The organism is Brevibacterium sp. XM4083, assembly GCF_006489205.2.
In the GTDB taxonomy this organism is placed as follows: Bacteria; Actinomycetota; Actinomycetes; order Actinomycetales; family Brevibacteriaceae; genus Brevibacterium.
The window spans coordinates 372,738-389,166 of the sequence record NZ_VFYR02000002.1; the positions used below are offsets into that span (position 1 = coordinate 372,738).

The 16,429-nt window shown below is 69.6% G+C and carries 14 protein-coding genes; 3 read left to right on the top strand and 11 right to left on the bottom strand.

Annotation, left to right across the window (positions count from 1 at the left end):
• Positions 1-106: 106 nt before the first annotated feature.
• On the bottom strand, positions 107-1,021 hold the full coding sequence (locus tag FJ887_RS07500) for a metal-dependent hydrolase (RefSeq protein ID WP_140955212.1): 915 nt from the start codon (positions 1,019-1,021) through the stop codon (positions 107-109).
• A gap of 87 nt (positions 1,022-1,108) precedes the next feature.
• Between FJ887_RS07500 and FJ887_RS07505 the strand changes: the two genes are divergently transcribed.
• Together FJ887_RS07505 and secA2 are read left to right on the top strand one after the other, a co-directional pair.
• Complete coding sequence (locus tag FJ887_RS07505) at positions 1,109-2,824, top strand: 5'-3' exonuclease H3TH domain-containing protein (protein ID WP_250786193.1); 1,716 nt, start codon at positions 1,109-1,111, stop codon at positions 2,822-2,824.
• A 1-nt stretch (position 2,825) separates the two neighbouring features.
• Entirely contained in the window at positions 2,826-5,087 is a 2,262-nt protein-coding gene (gene secA2 / locus FJ887_RS07510) for an accessory Sec system translocase SecA2 (protein ID WP_140955000.1), read from the top strand.
• Positions 5,088-5,141: 54 nt separating this feature from the next.
• On the opposite strand, the gene FJ887_RS07515 is transcribed toward secA2, so the two are convergent.
• From FJ887_RS07515 to FJ887_RS07535, 5 genes are all read right to left on the bottom strand, one after another.
• Positions 5,142-7,832, bottom strand: a complete 2,691-nt coding sequence (locus FJ887_RS07515; protein WP_137824080.1) for a DEAD/DEAH box helicase — start codon at positions 7,830-7,832, stop codon at positions 5,142-5,144.
• Positions 7,829-8,617 (bottom strand): twin-arginine translocase subunit TatC, encoded by a 789-nt coding sequence (tatC, locus tag FJ887_RS07520; protein WP_171006939.1) that lies wholly within the window; start codon positions 8,615-8,617, stop codon positions 7,829-7,831. Before tatC ends, FJ887_RS07515 begins: the two co-directional genes overlap by 4 nt.
• Before the next feature lie 56 nt (positions 8,618-8,673).
• Positions 8,674-8,955, bottom strand: a complete 282-nt coding sequence (gene tatA / locus FJ887_RS07525; protein ID WP_249356356.1) for a Sec-independent protein translocase subunit TatA — start codon at positions 8,953-8,955, stop codon at positions 8,674-8,676.
• Positions 8,956-9,029: 74 nt separating this feature from the next.
• Positions 9,030-9,917: a WYL domain-containing transcriptional regulator gene (locus tag FJ887_RS18505; protein WP_137824079.1), complete on the bottom strand. Its 888-nt coding sequence runs from the start codon at positions 9,915-9,917 to the stop codon at positions 9,030-9,032.
• On the bottom strand, positions 9,901-10,914 hold the full coding sequence (locus FJ887_RS07535; RefSeq protein WP_250786194.1) for a helix-turn-helix transcriptional regulator: 1,014 nt from the start codon (positions 10,912-10,914) through the stop codon (positions 9,901-9,903). The genes FJ887_RS18505 and FJ887_RS07535 overlap by 17 nt, the downstream gene beginning before the upstream one ends.
• Before the next feature lie 51 nt (positions 10,915-10,965).
• On the opposite strand from FJ887_RS07535, the gene FJ887_RS07540 reads away from it, so the two are divergent.
• Positions 10,966-12,102 (top strand): DUF3866 family protein, encoded by a 1,137-nt coding sequence (locus tag FJ887_RS07540; protein ID WP_140954999.1) that lies wholly within the window; start codon positions 10,966-10,968, stop codon positions 12,100-12,102.
• Between the two features lie 12 nt (positions 12,103-12,114).
• Here the strand turns inward: FJ887_RS07540 and FJ887_RS07545 are convergent, their stop codons facing one another.
• Genes FJ887_RS07545 through prcB form a run of 5 tightly spaced genes read right to left on the bottom strand, consistent with a single transcriptional unit; the run spans position 12,115 to position 16,429 of the window.
• A complete protein-coding gene (locus tag FJ887_RS07545; protein WP_137824077.1) occupies positions 12,115-12,489 on the bottom strand; it encodes an FKBP-type peptidyl-prolyl cis-trans isomerase in 375 nt (124 codons plus the stop codon).
• A gap of 60 nt (positions 12,490-12,549) precedes the next feature.
• On the bottom strand, positions 12,550-13,506 hold the full coding sequence (locus FJ887_RS07550; protein ID WP_250786195.1) for an FKBP-type peptidyl-prolyl cis-trans isomerase: 957 nt from the start codon (positions 13,504-13,506) through the stop codon (positions 12,550-12,552).
• Positions 13,507-13,539: 33 nt separating this feature from the next.
• Positions 13,540-14,946: a Pup--protein ligase gene (gene pafA, locus FJ887_RS07555; protein WP_181365634.1), complete on the bottom strand. Its 1,407-nt coding sequence runs from the start codon at positions 14,944-14,946 to the stop codon at positions 13,540-13,542.
• Positions 14,943-15,632, bottom strand: a complete 690-nt coding sequence (gene prcA / locus FJ887_RS07560) for a proteasome subunit alpha (RefSeq protein WP_137824075.1) — start codon at positions 15,630-15,632, stop codon at positions 14,943-14,945. Before prcA ends, pafA begins: the two co-directional genes overlap by 4 nt.
• Positions 15,629-16,429, bottom strand: coding sequence for a proteasome subunit beta (prcB, locus tag FJ887_RS07565; protein WP_140954997.1), 801 nt, complete (start codon positions 16,427-16,429; stop codon positions 15,629-15,631). The genes prcA and prcB overlap by 4 nt, the downstream gene beginning before the upstream one ends.

Below are 16,429 nucleotides of genomic sequence, written 5' to 3' on the forward strand. Positions count from 1 at the left end.
TGCAAAATGTCTGTGACCTGCGACTTTGATCAAATCCGCAGGTGAGAGCGAAGCCTGCGGGGCAAGAAAACTTCTCACTCCTCGGCGTGTCGGGTTGAAATCCGACTCAGCTCACGCGTGTCGGCAGGGCGACGTCGGGTGCGAGCTCGGGCAGCCCCGGAGTGCCCGACGCCGGATCGGTGCTCCACGCCGCGACCCTGGGGTCGGCGACCTGGACGACGAGACGCTCGACCCGCCAGCGGACGTAGTCGGCTGCGGCACCGGGACGGAGCACTCCGCCCTCCGGATTGCCGGCGGCACGGTGGGCGAACCGGGTGGCGGCGTTGAAGGCGGCGCGGGCGCCGACCCCGTCGCTGCCGATGACCGCATCGCGCACGCTCGCCCACGGCGACTCGCCTGCGAGGACGAAGGAGACCTGCGCTCCGGCGGAGAGCAGCGCGGCCAGCGGCTGATCGCGGCTCGGGTCGAGGGTGAGCGCGACACCGCTGCGGCCGAGGTCGTCGACCAGGGCGGCGGGCACCGTGAAGTCGAGGAGCAGACGGTACCCCCACCGCTGCGCGTGGGCCGCATCCGCAGCGAATCGGGTGAGCACCGCGGAGAGCTCCTCAGGGTCGGCGACGACCAGGTAGAGGGAGGTCTCGGGCAGGGCGGTGAGCTCCGTGAGCGCCGCGGCGGGCAGCCACGCCAGGCTGTCACCGGCCGCGAGTTTCGGGTAGCCGATGACCCTCAGGCCCTCGGGCGCGGCGGCCGTGAAGCGCGCGAGCGCCGTCTCGTCCCCGAGCGCGTGGACGTAGGCGATGCCCGCGTCATGGAGGGCCGCCGGACTCGGCGCCGCCTCGTCGAGGAGGAGGCCGGCGTGGACGAACCCGGGAGTGAGGAAGTCACCGCCCAGGTCGACCGCCTCGGCGTCGAGGGCCAGTGCCGCCTCGTCCGAGCCGATGAAGTTCACGGTCCCGTCCGCGCTGCCGAGGGCAGTCGCGAAGGGATCGACGCTGCTGTAGACATCTCCGCCGTAGTACATGATCACAGCCGCCAGGCTACACCTGCCCTCGCGCGCCGCGCGCATCGGGCGTCGCGGTGTCAGCGCCGTCGGGTATCGTCGGGGACTGTGAAGCCATTGGTACTCGTCGACACGCCCGCGCTCTACTACCGCGCCTTCTATTCGGTGCCGGATTCGATCGTCAACGACGAGGGCCAGCCGGTCAACGCCGTCCGCGGCGTCGTCGACGCCATCGCCCAGATGATCCGCCGCTTCTCCTCGGCACGGGTGATCGCGACGATGGACGCCGACTGGCGTCCGGAGTTCCGCACCCGGATCATGCCCGAGTACAAGGCGGCCCGCATCAAGGACGCCGAGGCCGGCACGGAGATCCCTCCCGAACTCGACGCCCAGCTGCCGATCATGCGTCGGGTGCTCGCGGCCGCCGGCATTCCGATCGCCGAGGTGGAAGGGACCGAGGCCGACGACGTCATCGCCACGCTCGCCGCGGAGTCGACGACCCCGGTCGTCATCGTCTCCCCCGACCGTGACCTCCTCGCCCTCCTCGACGCCGAACGCGACATCAGCGTGCTGCGCCCGCGCAAGGGCGGTGAGTGGGAGGCGATCGGCGCCGCCGACCTCCCCGAGCTCTACGGGGTCGCGACCGGCCTGCGCTATCGCGAGCTCGCCGCGCTGCGCGGTGACCCCTCCGACGGGCTGCCGGGCGCGCCGGGCATCGGGGAGAAGACCGCCGCCACCCTGCTGGCGAGCTTCGGTTCGCTGTCGGGCATCATCTCCGCCGCCAAGGCCGGGGTCAAGGACGGAGGACTGAGCCCGAAGCGCGCGACGACGATCGTCGACTCGGAGGAGACTCTGCTCAAGACCGTCGACGTGATGACGTGCCTGACCGACGTCGCCCACGGTCTCGATCTCAGCGCGCTGCCCCACCCGGTCGATGCCGACGCCGTGACGGCGGCCGCGGCGGGACAGAACATCACCCGTTCGGTCGACAACCTGCTCGCGGCCCTGACCGAGGCCACCCGCGATGGGGATGCCCTGCCGGCCGCTCCTGCAACAGCGACCGCGCCCGCGCCGGGGCCCGCCTCCCGTGCTGCCGCCGCGCCGCCGTGGCCGCAGGCCCGCCTCATCGGCTTCGACCTCGAGACGACGGGGGTCGAACCGGCGACCGCGCGCATCGTCACCGCCGCGCTCGTCGAGGATTCCGACCGCGTCGAGATGTGGCTGGCCGATCCCGGCATCGAGATCCCCGAGTCCGCCCGCGCCGTCCACGGCATCACCACGGAGTACGCGCAGGCCAACGGCTCCCCCGCCGTCGAGGTCGTCACCGCCCTGTGCGCCGCGTTCGCCGGCTTCCGCGATGAGGGCGCCGTCGTTGTCGGGCACAACATCGTCTATGACCTCAGCGTCCTCGACGCCGAGGTCCGCCGCCACCGCCCCGACCTCTCCCTGAGCGAGCTGCTGCCGGCGATCGTCGACACCTTCGTCATCGACCGGCACGTCGACCGGTACCGAAAGGGCAAGCGCACCCTCACCGCGACCGCCGAGGCGTGGCACGTCTCCCTCCTCGACGCCCACGACGCGGCCGCCGATGCGCGTGCCGCCCTGGACATCTCCCGAGCGATCGCTGACAGCTCGGCGGAAATCGCCGGGCTGACCGGACCGCAGATCATGGCCTCCCAACGGGACTGGAAGCGCGCTCAGGCCGCGGATCTCCAGGCGTTCCTGCGCCGCAAGGGCAACGCCGAGGCGGTCGTCGACGGGTCCTGGCCGATCGCCGTCGAGGATAGAATCGACTCTCGACCACCGCAACAGACAGGACGATGACTTGGGACTTCTTTCCCGTTTGCTCAACCGCCCGGGCGCGCAGGCCGAGAAGGCCACCGGCTGGTTCGAGAAGGCCACCACGGACATCGACGCCGCAGGCGCCGAATTCGCCGATCTCAGCGATGCCGAGCTCACCGAGGCCGCCGGTGAGGTCTTCGCCAGCGGCGGCGCCAAGGACACGCTCATCCGGTACGCCGCACTCGCCCGCGAAGCCGCTGAACGCACCCTCGGCGAACGCGCCTATGACACGCAGCTGACCGGTCTCGTCGGTCTCCTCCAGGGCCACATTGTCCAGATGGCCACCGGTGAGGGCAAGACCCTCGTCGGCGCTCTCGCCGCCGCCGGGTACGCGCTCCAGGGCCGCCGGGTCCACGTCGTCAGCGTCAACGACTACCTTGCGGTGCGCGACCGCACGTGGATGCAGCCGGTCTTCGACCTCCTCGGCGTGTCCTCCGCGGCGATCTCCGCCGCCCAGGACGACGACGAGCGCCGGGCCGCCTACCGTGCCGAGGTGCTCTACGCCTCGGTCACCGAGGTCGGCTTCGACGTGTTGCGCGACCGCTTCGTCCTCGACGATGACGACATCAGGGTCGCCGACCGCGACGTCGTCATCGTCGACGAGGCCGACTCCGTCCTCATCGACGAGGCCAGGGTCCCCCTCGTCCTCGCCGGCTCCTCGACCATCGAGGACGGCAATGAGCGCATCGCCGCGCTCGTCGAGAACCTCACCCCGGGCGTCGACTACGAGATCAGCCCCGACCGCCGTGCGGTGTCCCTGACCGACGACGGCGTCACCCGCGTCGAGGACGAACTCGGGGTCGAACTCTACGGCGACGGCGCGGCCGACCTCGCCGCGGTCAACCTCGCCCTCTACGCCAAGGCGCTCGTCAAGCGCGACGTCGACTACCTCGTCGTCGACGGAGCCATCAAGCTCATCTCCGCCTCCCGTGGTCGAGTCGCCGAACTCCAGCGCTGGCCCGACGGCCTCCAGGCCGCCGTCGAGGCCAAGGAGAAGCTCGTGACCACCGAGAGCGGGGAGATCCTCGACCAGATGACGGTCGAAGAGCTCATCCACGGCTATGCCACCGTGTGCGGGATGACCGGAACGGCACTGGCCGTCGGCGACGACCTCCGCGAGTTCTACTCGCTCGAGATCGTGCCCGTCGACACGCATCTGCCCGTCATCCGCGATGACGAACCCGACCGGCTCTACACGTATCAGGAGTCGAAGGAGCGGGCGATCGTCGAGGAGGTCGTCGAGAACCATACGAAGGGCCGCCCCGTGCTCATCGGCACCTCCTCGGTGGCCGAGAGCGAATCCCTGGCCGCCCGTCTCATCGACCGCGGTGTCGACGTCGCCGTCCTCAATGCCAAGGACGACTCGGCCGAAGCCGCGATCATCGGCGATGCCGGGCGCGCCGGCGCGGTGACCGTGTCGACCCAGATGGCCGGGCGCGGCACCGACATCCGCCTCGCCGATGACGAGGTCGCCGAGGCGGGCGGACTGCTCGTCATCGGCGCCGGGCGCTACCTCTCCTCCCGCCTCGACGATCAGCTGCGCGGTCGTGCCGGACGGCAGGGGGATCCGGGGTCATCGGTGTTCTTCACGAGCCTCGAGGACGAACTCCTCACCCGCGTCCCGGAGATCCAGCGCTTCGTCACCGAGGGCGACGAGAACGGGTGGATCGAATCGAAGCGGGCCCTCACCCTCGTCGAGCACGCCCAGCGGGTCGCGGAGGGGCAGAACACGGCCCTGCACCGCGACACGTGGCGGTTCAACGAGCTCATGGCCAAGCAGCGCGAACTCGTCCTCGCCCGCCGCCGGGAGCTGCGCGATGGCAACGAGGCGATCGACGAGCTCAGGGAGCGCCTCGGGGACACGGTGACCGAGCTCGAGAAGGAGCATTCGCCCGAGCTCATCGACGAGAGCCTGCGCTCCGTGCTCCTCTTCCACCTCGACGCCCGGTGGGTCGACCATCTCGCGTTCCTCAACGATCTGCGGGAGGGCATCCACCTGCGCACCTTCGCGAAGGAGAAGCCGCACGAGGCGTTCAACACGGAGTCGATCCGCGTGTTCTCCTCGTTCTGGTCCGATGTCCTCGACGACTCGCAGGCCACGGTCGAGGAGGCGGAGTTCACCGACACCGGGATCGACCTCGCCTCTCACGGCCTCAAGCGTCCGTCGTCGACGTGGACCTATCTGACGACGGAGAACGCCTTCGGCTCCGACATCGAGAACATCGTCAAGCGCATCCGCCGCTGAGTCGACGGCTCACGAGGCGTCAGTTCAGCAAGCGTCGGCCCAGCAGGCGTCGCGTCACGAGTCGTCGGCGACGACGCCGCGGCGCACCGCGTCGATGGTCCGGCGGATGCGCACCGCGGTCTCCGGCGTGACGACCTCGGTGAGCTGTCCGAGGAGGTCGAGGGTCTGCTTCGCCCAGCGGACGAAGTCGCCGGCGGCGATGTCCGTGCCCCGCAGGGACTCGGCGAGGTTCTTGCCCTCCGTCCACCGGAACATCGGGGTGAACAGACCGCGGTCGGGTTCCGGCGTCGGGGTCAGGGCGTGCTGCTCCTCGAGCCGGTAGAGCTCCTTCCACAGGTCGATCGCCTCATCGCCTGCGACCTTGAGGTCGCGGCTGGGGGCGCGTTCGGCGTGGAAGCTCTCGCTGCGCCGGGCCTGGTAGACGAAGCTCGAGGCGAAGGCCGCGAGTTCGGGTTCCGTGAGCCGATCCCAGAGGCCGGCGCGCACCGTCAGTGCCACGAGGAGGTCGCGCTCCCCGTAGATGCGGCGCAGCATGTCCGAATGCTCCGGGTCGAACCCGAGCGTCGCCAGCACCTCCTGCACGCGTTCGAAGACGAGGGCGATCGAGGTCGTGCGTCCCTCGATGCGCTTGATGAGCGACGCGTTCTCCTTGTGCAGCTTCGCCGCGCGATTGGCCCACCGGGCGTGCATCTCGCGATCGGGACAGTCATGGCAGGGATGGGACCGCAGCCGGGCCTGGAGTTCGGCGACCGTCGTGCTCACCCCGGTGCCCGTCGGTGTCGAAACCCAGTGGGCGTCGCGGTCGACACGGCCGTCGGCGATCGCCTCGGCGAGGATGCCGAGCAGCACCCGGCGGTCCGCTGCCTGCCGGTGATTGAACTTCTTCGGCACCTTGATCCGCCCCATCGAGGCGACCGGTTCGGTGACCTCATGGGGACGCAGATGCCACACCTTGCCCTGTTCGGTGAGCACCGTCGGCAGCCGGGAGACCCCGTCGCGGGAGCTCATCGGGGCGATGATCACCGCGGTGCCCTCGACGCGCTTCGTCGGCAGGGTGATGACATCGCCGACCTTGAGCGCGGTCAGCGATTCGACGATGTCGCGCTGCTTCGTCTTCGTCTTCGTCCGCGTCTCCTGCTTCTCCGTCTCGGAGATCTGCTGACGCAGCCGCGCGTACTCGCCGAAGTCGCCGCGGTCGCACTGCATCGACGTCTCGTACGCCGCGATCGTCGCTTCGTTCTTCCGGACCTTCCGGGCCAGACCGACGACGGCCTTGTCAGCCTGGAACTGGGCGAACGAGGTCTCGAGCACCTTCGCGGCGTCGGCGGGGCTCATCCGGGAGAGCAGGTTCGCCGTCATGTTGTACGTCGGACCGAAGGCCGAGCTCAGCGCGTACGAGCGGTTCGAGGCGAGGCCGGCGACCTCGCTGATGTCCATCGTCGGATGCCAGACGACGACGGCGTGACCGATCCGGTCGATGCCGCGGCGGCCGGCGCGGCCGGTCAGCTGCGTGTACTCGCCGGGGGTGATCGACACGTGGGCTTCGCCGTTGAACTTCACGAGCTTCTCGAGGACGACGGTCCGGGCGGGCATGTTGATGCCCAGCGCGAGGGTCTCCGTGGCGAAGACGACCTTGATGACGCCGGCCGAGAAGAGCTCTTCGACGAGTTCCTTGAACTGCGGGATCATCCCGGCATGGTGGGCGGCCACGCCGAGGAGGAGGCCCTCGCGGAACGAGTGGTACCCGAGGATCCCGAGGTCCTCGGCGGGCAGTTCGTCACGCAGCCGTTCGAGCGCCGCGTTGACGATGACCTTGTCCTCACGCGTGTTGAGGTCGGCACCCGTGGCGATGTACTGCTCGACGGCTTCGTCGCAGCCGTTGCGGGAGAAGATGAACATGATCGCCGGCAGCATCCCCGCCTCGGCGAGGGAGGCGACGATCTGCGTGCGGCTGGGCCGGCGGAAGCGGGCCTTCGCGCCGCGCTCGCGCTTCGACCGCGGTCCCCCGTACGTCCGGGTGGCATGGGAGAGCGCGGGATCGATGCGCTCGGAGTCGTGGTGGGTGAAGAGGTCGTACATGCGGTGCCCGACGAGCGCGTGGTTGACCAGCGGCACCGGACGGTGCGAGGTCGAGATCACCGTCGTCGGTCCCCGGACCTCGCGCAGCCACGCCCCGAACTCCTCGACGTTCGACACCGTCGCCGAGAGCGAGACGACCTGGACGCGTTCGGGCAGGTGGATGATGACCTCTTCCCACACGGGCCCGCGGAAGCGGTCGGCGAGGTAGTGGACCTCGTCGAGGACGACGAAGCCGAGGTCGTCGAGGCCCTCGGGGTCGTTGTAGAGCATGTTGCGCAGCACCTCGGTCGTCATGACGATGATCGGCGCATCACGTCGGATCGAGGTGTCACCGGTGAGGAGGCCGACGTTCTCCGCCCCGTGGACGGCGACGAGATCGGCGAACTTCTGATTGCTCAGGGCCTTGATCGGGGTCGTGTAGAAGACCCGCTTGCCCTCGTCCATCGCAAGGTCGACGGCGAATTCGGCGATGATCGTCTTGCCCGCCCCGGTGGGCGCGGTGACGAGGACGTCCTTGCCCTCCTGCAGCTCCGTGCAGGCCTCGAGCTGGAAGTCGTCGAGGGCGAAGTCGGTGCGGGCGATGAACCGTCCCAGCGGCGTCTGGTCGCGTTCGGCGCGGGCCCGGAACTCCGCATACGCGGCAGCCGGGCTCTGGGAGTCGTTCATCGCTGTCCCTTCTCATCGTCGTCGTCGAGTTCGTCCGGGTCGACCCAGACGCCCTGTGCGACGAGCTTGCGCTTGCGTCTGCGGTCGCCGAGCACGCAGATCCCCCACGCCAGGCAGAAGAGCGTGAGCATGGGGATGACGAGGAAGAACATCGACATCGCATCGGGGGTGGGGGTGGCGACGGCGGCGAAGACGAAGGTGATCATGACGATGATGCGCCAGGACTTCCGGATCCGCGTCGCCGAGAGGATGCCGAGCATGTTGAGTCCGACCATGAGGACAGGCAGGACGAAGGCGAGGCCGAAGACGACGATGATCACCATGACGAAGTTGAGGTAGTCCTGCGCCGGGATGATGTTCGTCGCGCCCGAAGGCGTGAACGAGGTCAGGGCCTTGACGGCGTTCGGCAACGCGAAGAACGCCATCGCGGCGCCCGCGAGGAAGAGCGGGACGGCGGCGCCGAGGAACCCGAACGAGTACCGCTTCTCCTTCTTCGTCAGGCCCGGGACGACGAACGCCCAGACCTGATAGAGCCAGATCGGGCACGAGATGAAGAGGCCGATGAAGAACGAGAGCTTGATCTTCATGTCGAACGGCGAGGCGACGCCGGCGAAGTTGACCTGCGCCACCCGGCCAGTGGAGTCGTTGATCGTCCTCACCGGCTCCTGGAGGATGTCGAGGACCGGGTCGTAGAGGAACCAGCCGCCGATGGCGCCGAGGAGGATCGCGACGGCCGCGATGACGAACCGGTTGCGCAGTTCGATGAGATGCCCCATGACGGGCATCTTCTTCTCAGGGTTCTTCTTCCGTGAGGACAGGCCGCTCCGTTCGCTGCGGGATTTCACTTCTCGCGAGACTGCGGATCCTGGTTCGGCTGCGCCGCGGACCGGTTCGGCGCGGCGTCAGGCGTGGTGCGCGGTGCCGACTGGTCGGACTCTCGGCCCAGCTGACCCGGCTCGGTGGTCTTCTCATCGGTGTCATCGCTGCGGAGGTCCTTGACCTCGGACTTGAAGATCTTCAGCGACTGGCCGAGGCTCCTGGCCAGCATCGGCAGCTTGGGAGCACCGAAGATGAGGATGATGACGATGACCACCACGGCGATGTGCATGGGGCTTAAGTTCATGAGAGCTCCTAGGCTTGTGACTGCTCCTGGCAATTCTACGCTGTGCGGCTGAGCCTTTCATCCGCGCGCGCCGATCAGCCGAGGCGCTCCCGGGCGGCGGCCACCGCGTCCGGCGCGTCGATGGCCGCAACGACGTCGGCATGGCCGAGGAGGAACCGGGCCAGCCAGTCGCGGGAGTGGACGGTGAGACGGATCTCGACGCTGCCGTCGCCGTCGACGCCGTACGTCCGCTCGCGGACGTCGAGTTCGTCGGCGAGCCACGCCCCGGCCGCGGTCAGGGTCATCGTCACCTCGGTCGGCGCCTCGGGGGCGGCACCCTCGTGCATCGGCGGATGGGCGGTCTCCGTCCAGGCCCGGATCCGGGAGAGGGCGAAGCGGCGCGGGCCCTGCGCGGAGTAGCACCACGCGTCGAGATACCAGTCGGCGCCGGGCACGAGGCGCGTGGGGGCGATGGTGCGCGTGGTCAGTTCGTCGCGGGACTCGACGTAGTAGTCGATCTCGACGGCCGCCTCGGCGGCGATGAACCCCTTGAGCGCGCTCATCAGCTCCTCGTCGGCGGGGACGGGGTCGACGTCGACGGGGGTGTGGAGGTTCTCGCCGGCCGCGACCCGCAGCTTCGCCGCCGCCGTGCGCACCGCCTCGGCGTCGAGGCCGGGCAGGGCGTCGATGAGTTCGAGGGCGAGGACGAGGAGGCCGGCCTCCTCGGCGCTCAGGCGCACGGGGACGGAGACCTCCTCGGCGTTGGAGATGTAGATCTTCCCGCCGTCCCACGTCGCGTCGATGAGGTCATCGGGCATGTGTCCGGGACGACCGGTGACGAAGAGGAGCTCGAGGTCGTCGATGAGGGTCGCGGCATCGATGCCGAAGTACGCAGCCGTCTCCTCGAGGTCGGCGCCGGGGTGGGCATCGAGGTAGGGCACGAGGCTGAGCAGCCGGGTGAGCCTCTCACGCGCTGAGGACACTGCGACCTCCCAAGCGGTCGAGGGAATCGGCGATCGTCTCCCGGCGCGCCTGCACCGCGCGCACGAGCTCGGCGGGCCCGCGGACCTCGACGGCGTCGCCGTAGCCGACGATCTCGGCCGCGAGCGTCTGGGCGTCGGAGTATTCGACGATGATGTCCTCGCCGTCGCGCCGCACCCGGCGCCGGCGCAGCGGATCGGCCCGGTGGGCGGCCAGGCGCAGCCGCGCCTCGGTGACGACGGCCATCTCCGTGCTCGCCTGGAGGCTGACCGCGGGCGCGAAGTCGGCGGGGATCTCGTAGTCCCCGGGGTCGCGGCCGCCGAGTTTGGCGAGCTTCCCCTCGATCCGGGTGAGCCGGAACGTCCGTTCGGCCCCGCGGTCGAGGTCGAAGCCGATGAGGTAGACCCGGTCCCCGCGGCTGAGCAGGGCGTAGGGCTCGAGCCGCACCTTCCGCGGACTCTGCCCGGGCTTGTGGTACTTGAAGCTCACCGCTTCGCGGGCGTTGATGTGGTGGAGGGCGGTGGCGAAGTTGGCGTTGCCGAGTTTGCTCGCCGCTCCCGGGCCGATGCCGAGCCCCTGCCCGGCGGTGAGTTCGATGCCCAGCGCCCGCAGCTTCGTCAGCGCCTGAGCGCTCGATTCGCCGAGTTCGGTGTCGGACCAGAAGCGTGCAGCCACGGCCACCGCTGCCGCCTCGGCGGGGGTGAGATCGACGTCGCCCATCGCGTAGTCGTCGGTGGAGATCCGATACCCGGTCTCCCCGACATCGGAGTACGCGTCGTGTTCGCCGCGGGTCGCGATCGTGATCCCCATGTGCCGCAGCAGCTCCTTGTCGCGGGAGAACTTGCGGTCGAAGGCGGCGTCGTCGAGGTCGCCGTAGCCGTCGATGGCGCTCATCAGGGTCGTCCGGGACACCCAGCCGCGGGCCGCCCGCAGGGCGATGAGCAGGTTCATCAGCCGCTCGGTCTGCTGCCGCTGGCGGCTCGCGCGTTGTGTGTTCACAGCATCCACCGTAACCCACCGCCACAGGGTTCGGGCGATAGGGTTGGGACCATGATTCATTGGCGCACAGGCACCGTCGCAGGCATCCGCTCCTCCCGCCCCGGTCTCACCGAGGTCGACGCCGACCTCGACCGGCCCCTGCCGGGCACGGACGTGGAGCGGATCAGGGCGATCGCCTACACCGAGGCGACAGGCACCCCGCAGGTCGGCGACACCGTCCTGCTCAACGTCTCCGCGCTCGCGAAGCGGCTCGGCACCGGCGGCTTCGGTCTCATCGTGGCCCTGCCCGACCGTCTGCCCGCGGACCCCGCCCCGGGTCCCGGCCATCTCGTCAAGGACCGCTACTCCCCCCTGCAGACGATGGTCCTCGGCGTCGACGATCAGGAGTCGGAGCATCACGGGATCCTCGCCGCGGCGGAGTCGATCGACGGCATGCCCGTCCTCGTCGCCGACCTCCACTCCGCGCTGCCGGCGGTCGTCGCCGGCATCCGCGCCGTCGATCCGACGCTGCGCGTCGCCTACATCCTCACCGACGGCGCGGCGCTGCCGGCCGCGTTCTCCCAGGCCGTGGCCGGGCTCACCGCTGCGGGGTGGATCACCGGCAGCATCAGCACGGGTCAGTCGTGGGGTGCTGATTACGAGGCGGTGACGATCCACACCGGACTGCTCGCGGCCAAGCACGTCCTCGGCGCTGACATCGCCGTCGTCGCGCAGGGACCGGGCAACCTCGGCACGGGGACGAAGTACGGGTTCTCCGGTCTCGTCGTCGGCGAGCACCTCAATGCCGCCGCCCTCCTCGGCGGCATCCCCGTCGGAGTCCTGCGGATGTCGAACGCCGATGCCCGGGGCCGGCATTTCGGGATCTCCCACCACACGCTCACCGCGCTCGCCGAGGTGGCCCGTCCGGGCGTGCGGGTGCCGGTGCCGGACTTCGCGACGCTGCCGGAGGCCGACCGCGCCGCCATGGATCCCGATCCGCAGGTCATCGCCGAGGCGGTCGCCGAGCAGTTGCCTCAGCTGCGCGACCATGAGCTCGTCGACGTCGACCTGACCGGGCTGTGGGCGGCCCTGCACGACAGCCCCGTGGGCCTGTCGACGATGGGACGCAGACTGCCCGCCGATGCGGCAGCGTTCCTCGCTGCCGCCGCGGCGGGCAGGTATGCGGCGGGGCTCGTCTCCCCCGCCTGAGTCAGCGTCCGGTCAGCGGATGCCTTCGAGGTCGCAGACGAAGATCAGCGACTCGCCGGGCTTGATGACCCCGCCGGCGCCCTGATCGCCGTAGGCGAGGTGCGCGGGGATCTGCAGGGTGCGGCGTCCGCCGACCTTCATCCCCTGGATGCCCTGGTCCCAGCCGGCGATGACCATGCCGGAACCGAGACGGAACTCGAGCGGGGTGCCGCGGTTGTACGAGGCATCGAACTCCTCGCCCGTCGAGTGGGCGACGCCGACGTAGTTGACGCTCACGGTGTCCCCGGGCTTCGCCTCGGGGCCATCGCCGATGATGTCGTCGACGATGACGAGCTCCGTGGGAGCCTCGCCGCCGGGGAATTCGACTTCGGGCTTCTGCTTGGCCATGGTGTTCCTCCTTGGTGGTGGACTGCTGCGCCTGACCGGGCGGTCGACGCGAGGGGGGTCTCAGCCGTCGGCCGAGAGGATGTCGATGACGAAGATCAGCGTCGCGTTCTCCGGGATCTTCGGCGGGCTGCCGGCCGCGCCGTAGCCCTTGTCCGGGGGAATGACGAGGACGATCTGGCTGCCGACCTTCTGGCCGACGAGGCCTTCGTTCCAGCCGTCGATGACGTTGGCCTGTCCCACCGGTGAGACGGGGAACGGCTGGCTGCCCTCGGGCCAGTTCGAGTCGAACGGCTGGGACGTGTCGTCCCACAGCCATCCGCTGTACTTCACGGCGACCGTCTGGCCCTCCTTGACCTCGGGGCCGGTGCCCTCGATCGTCGTATACGTCTGGAGGTCGCTCGGCTTGTCGCCGGTGGGGGCGGTGATCTTCGGTTCGCCGTCGTCCTCCCATGTCACGGTCACGGGGTTGCCGGACTGGTCGGTCTTCTCGCCCTCGGCGCGGGTGAGCGGCTGCGAGGTCTTCTCGATGTCGATGACGTAGACGAGCGTCTGGCTCGGCTGTCCCTGCTGGGGGCTGCCGTTGAGGGTCATGAGCACTCGGGAGCCGACCTTCTTGCCCTCGATCGCGGTGTAGAGGTCTTCGGAGATCTGGGACTTGTCCATGGGGAACCCGGCGGGCGATCCCGAGTCGTAGCTCGACTCGATGACCTCACCGGTGACGCCGGAGACCAGCGTCATCTGCGCGGTGACCTGCTCGCCGGCAGCCACCGGATCGCCGTCGCCCTCGGTGAGCACCTTAGCCTCGGTCGATTCAACGACGAGAGGGGCAGCGAACTCCACCGTCGGCTTCTCGCCCGGCTTGCCGTCGACGGTGACGTCGTCGAGGCTCGTCGACTTCGCGTCCTGGGCGGGCACGGAGGCCGGAGCGCTCGCTCCGCTGTCGTCGGGCTCGGACGACCCGCAGGCCGAGAGCAGCAGCACGGCTGCCGCGATGGCGCTGAGCACTGTGGTGCGCACGTGGTTCCTTTCGTCGGAATGTTCCAGACGATCCTACAGGCCGGCGATGAGAGCTTCGGCCTGCGGATGCGTCGGAGAGAAGGGGTCCTTGAGCGCCACGGCACGGCCCGATTCGTCGTTGAGGCGCAGATGGACCCAGTCGACGGTGTAGTCGCGGCGGGCGTCGTGGGCGGCGCGGATGAACTCTCCACGCACGGCCGCCCGCGTCGTCTGCGGTGGAGTCTCCTTCGCCGCGTCCTGGTCCTGCCGGCTGACGAGGTTCTTCGCCAGGCCCGCCGCCTCGAGCTTGGGGAAGAGTCCGGTGGCCGGGGTGATGTCGTGGTAGGCGATGTCGAGGCGCTGGATCTGCGGGTCGCTCAGCCCGATGTCGCCGCGGGTCATCGCCCGGTCGATGAGCGTGCGCTTGATCACCCAGTCGATCTCGGTGTCGACGCCGGAGAAGTCCTGCGCGTCGACGGCGGTGAGCATCCGCGACCACAGGTCGATGACATAGGCGGCCAGCGTCTCGTCCCCGAGGCTGTGGTCGCCGGTCTCGACGAGGTGGGCTGCCCGGTCCCGATAGTCGGTGAGCAGTCCCAGCGGTGTCGTCGTCGACCCGTCCGTGCGTTCGAGAACGGTCCTTCCCGTGAGGTCGCGGGCGATGACGCGGATGTCGCGGACGGGGTGGCGCAGCCCGTGGTCGGGGATTCGCGCCCCCTGTTCGATGAGGTCGAGCATGAGCACGGCGGAGCCGAGCTTGAGCGCCGAGGTGGCCGTCGACATCGAGGAGTCGCCGACGATGACGTGGAGTCGGCGGTACTTCTCCGCATCGGCGTGCGGTTCGTCGCGGGCGTTGATGATCGGCCGCGAGCGGGTCGTCGCCGAGGACAGGCCCTCCCACATGACGTCGGAGCGGGCGGAGAGGCCGAAGGTCATGTCCGTGCGCGAGACGTCCTCATCGGGGTGGAACGAGGAGGCGCGGGGAATGATCGCCCCGGCTCCGACGAGCAGCTGCCGGGTGACGAGGAAGGGCAGGAGCACGGTGGTCAGCCGGTTGAAGTCGAGGCCGCGGCGGATGAGGAAGTTCTCGTGCGAACCGTAGGAGTTGCCCGCCGCATCCGTATTGTTCTTCACCATGTGGATCCGCCCGGTCAGCCCGTCGGCGGCCAGCGCCTCCTGCGCCTGGTCGAGGAGGTCGATCATCAGTGCCTCACCCGCGCGATCCTGGGCGAGCAGGTCGGTGAGCGAATCGCATTCGGCGGTCGCGTACTCCGGGTGGGAGCCGACGTCGAGGTAGAGGCGGGAGCCGTTGGGGAGGAAGACGTTCGACGACCGTCCCCAGCTGACGACGGGCCGGAAGAGGTAGCGGGCGATCTCCTCGGGGCCGATCCGCCGCCGGTCCTCCCCAGGGGTGTGGGCGAGCCCGTACTCGGTCTCGAGCCCGTAGATGCGGGCCATCAGTCCGACCGGAGCTCGGCCAGGGCGGCGTCGGAGAGCCGCCGGAAGGTGCGATGTCCGGGCACCTCGCGGTCGAGGACGGCGGCTTCGAGATCGTCGACGGGCAGCGGACCCGAACCGGCGGCGGTCAGCGCCTCGATGCCGAGGTCGACGACCTCGGTGAGCGGCTTCGCGCTCGTGACGATCCCCTTGAGCCGCGCGGTGATCGCATCGGCCTGGCCGCCGATGGCCACGTGCTCGGTCTCATCGATGACGGACCCGTCGTAGGTGATCCGGTAGAGCTGGTCGGTCGCGGCGGTGCGGCCGAGCTCGGCGACGACGAGTTCGACCTCGAAGGGCTTCGACTCGGTCGTGAACACCCCGGCCAGGGTCTGGGCGTACGCGTTCGTCAGCCCCCGGGCGGTGACGTCGCTGCGGTCGTAGGAGTAGCCGCGCAGATCCGCGTAGCGGACCCCGGCCTGCCGCAGCGTCTCGAACTCGTTGTACTTGCCGACGGCGGCGAAGCCGATGCGGTCGTAGATCTCGGCGATCTTGTGCAGCGTCGGCGAGGGGTTCTCGGCGAGCAGGAGGATGCCCGAGTCGTAGCGGAGGACGACGACGGACCGGCCGCGGGCGATGCCCTTGCGCGCGAAGTCCGCCCGATCCTTCATCAGCTGTTCGGGTGAGACGTAGAACGGTGCCTGAGTCAAGCCTGTGCCTTCCGCGTGCGCTCCGCGACCACCTCGGCGGCGGTGGCGAGCACCCGATCGGCGGGGATCTCCCTGACCCCGGTGCCGAGTTCGACGGTGAAGACCGTCGGCGCGAGCTTCCGCACGAAATCCGGTCCCCCGGTCGCCGAGTCGTCGTCGGAGGCGTCGAAGAGGGCTTCGACGGCGACGCTGAGCGCGGCATCGGGCTCGAGTCCGGGCTCCCAGAGCTTCTTCAGCGCACCCCGGGCGAACCCGGAGCCCGAGCCGATCGCGTGGAAGCGGTGCTCCTCGTACTTGCCGCCGGTGATGTCGAAGCTGAAGATCTGCCCGTCCGGGCGGGAGTCGTCGACGCCGGCGAACATCGGCACGACGCTCAGCCCCTGCATCGCCAGTCCGAGGTTGCCGCGCAGCATCGCCGCGAGCCGGTTGGCCTTCCCGCCGAGGGAGAGCCGGGCGTCCTCGATCTTCTCGTAGTGCTCGAGCTCGAGCTGGAAGAGCCGGATGAGGTCGAGGGCGACACCGGCGGTGCCGGCGATGCCGATGACGGAGTAGTCGTCGGCGGGGCGCACCTTCTCCATCGCATGGGAGGCGATCATGTTCCCGATCGTCGCGCGCCGGTCACCGGCCATGAGGACGCCGGCGGCGGTGTGGAACGCGACGATCGTCGTCGCGTGCGGCAGCTGCTCGCTCATCGGCGAGCCCTGCGGCTGCGGCAGCGCGTCCGGGGCGAGATCCCGGATGAGGTCGATGAAGGAGTTGCTCGTCGAGCTGAGGAATGCAGGCGGGAACCCTGCCAT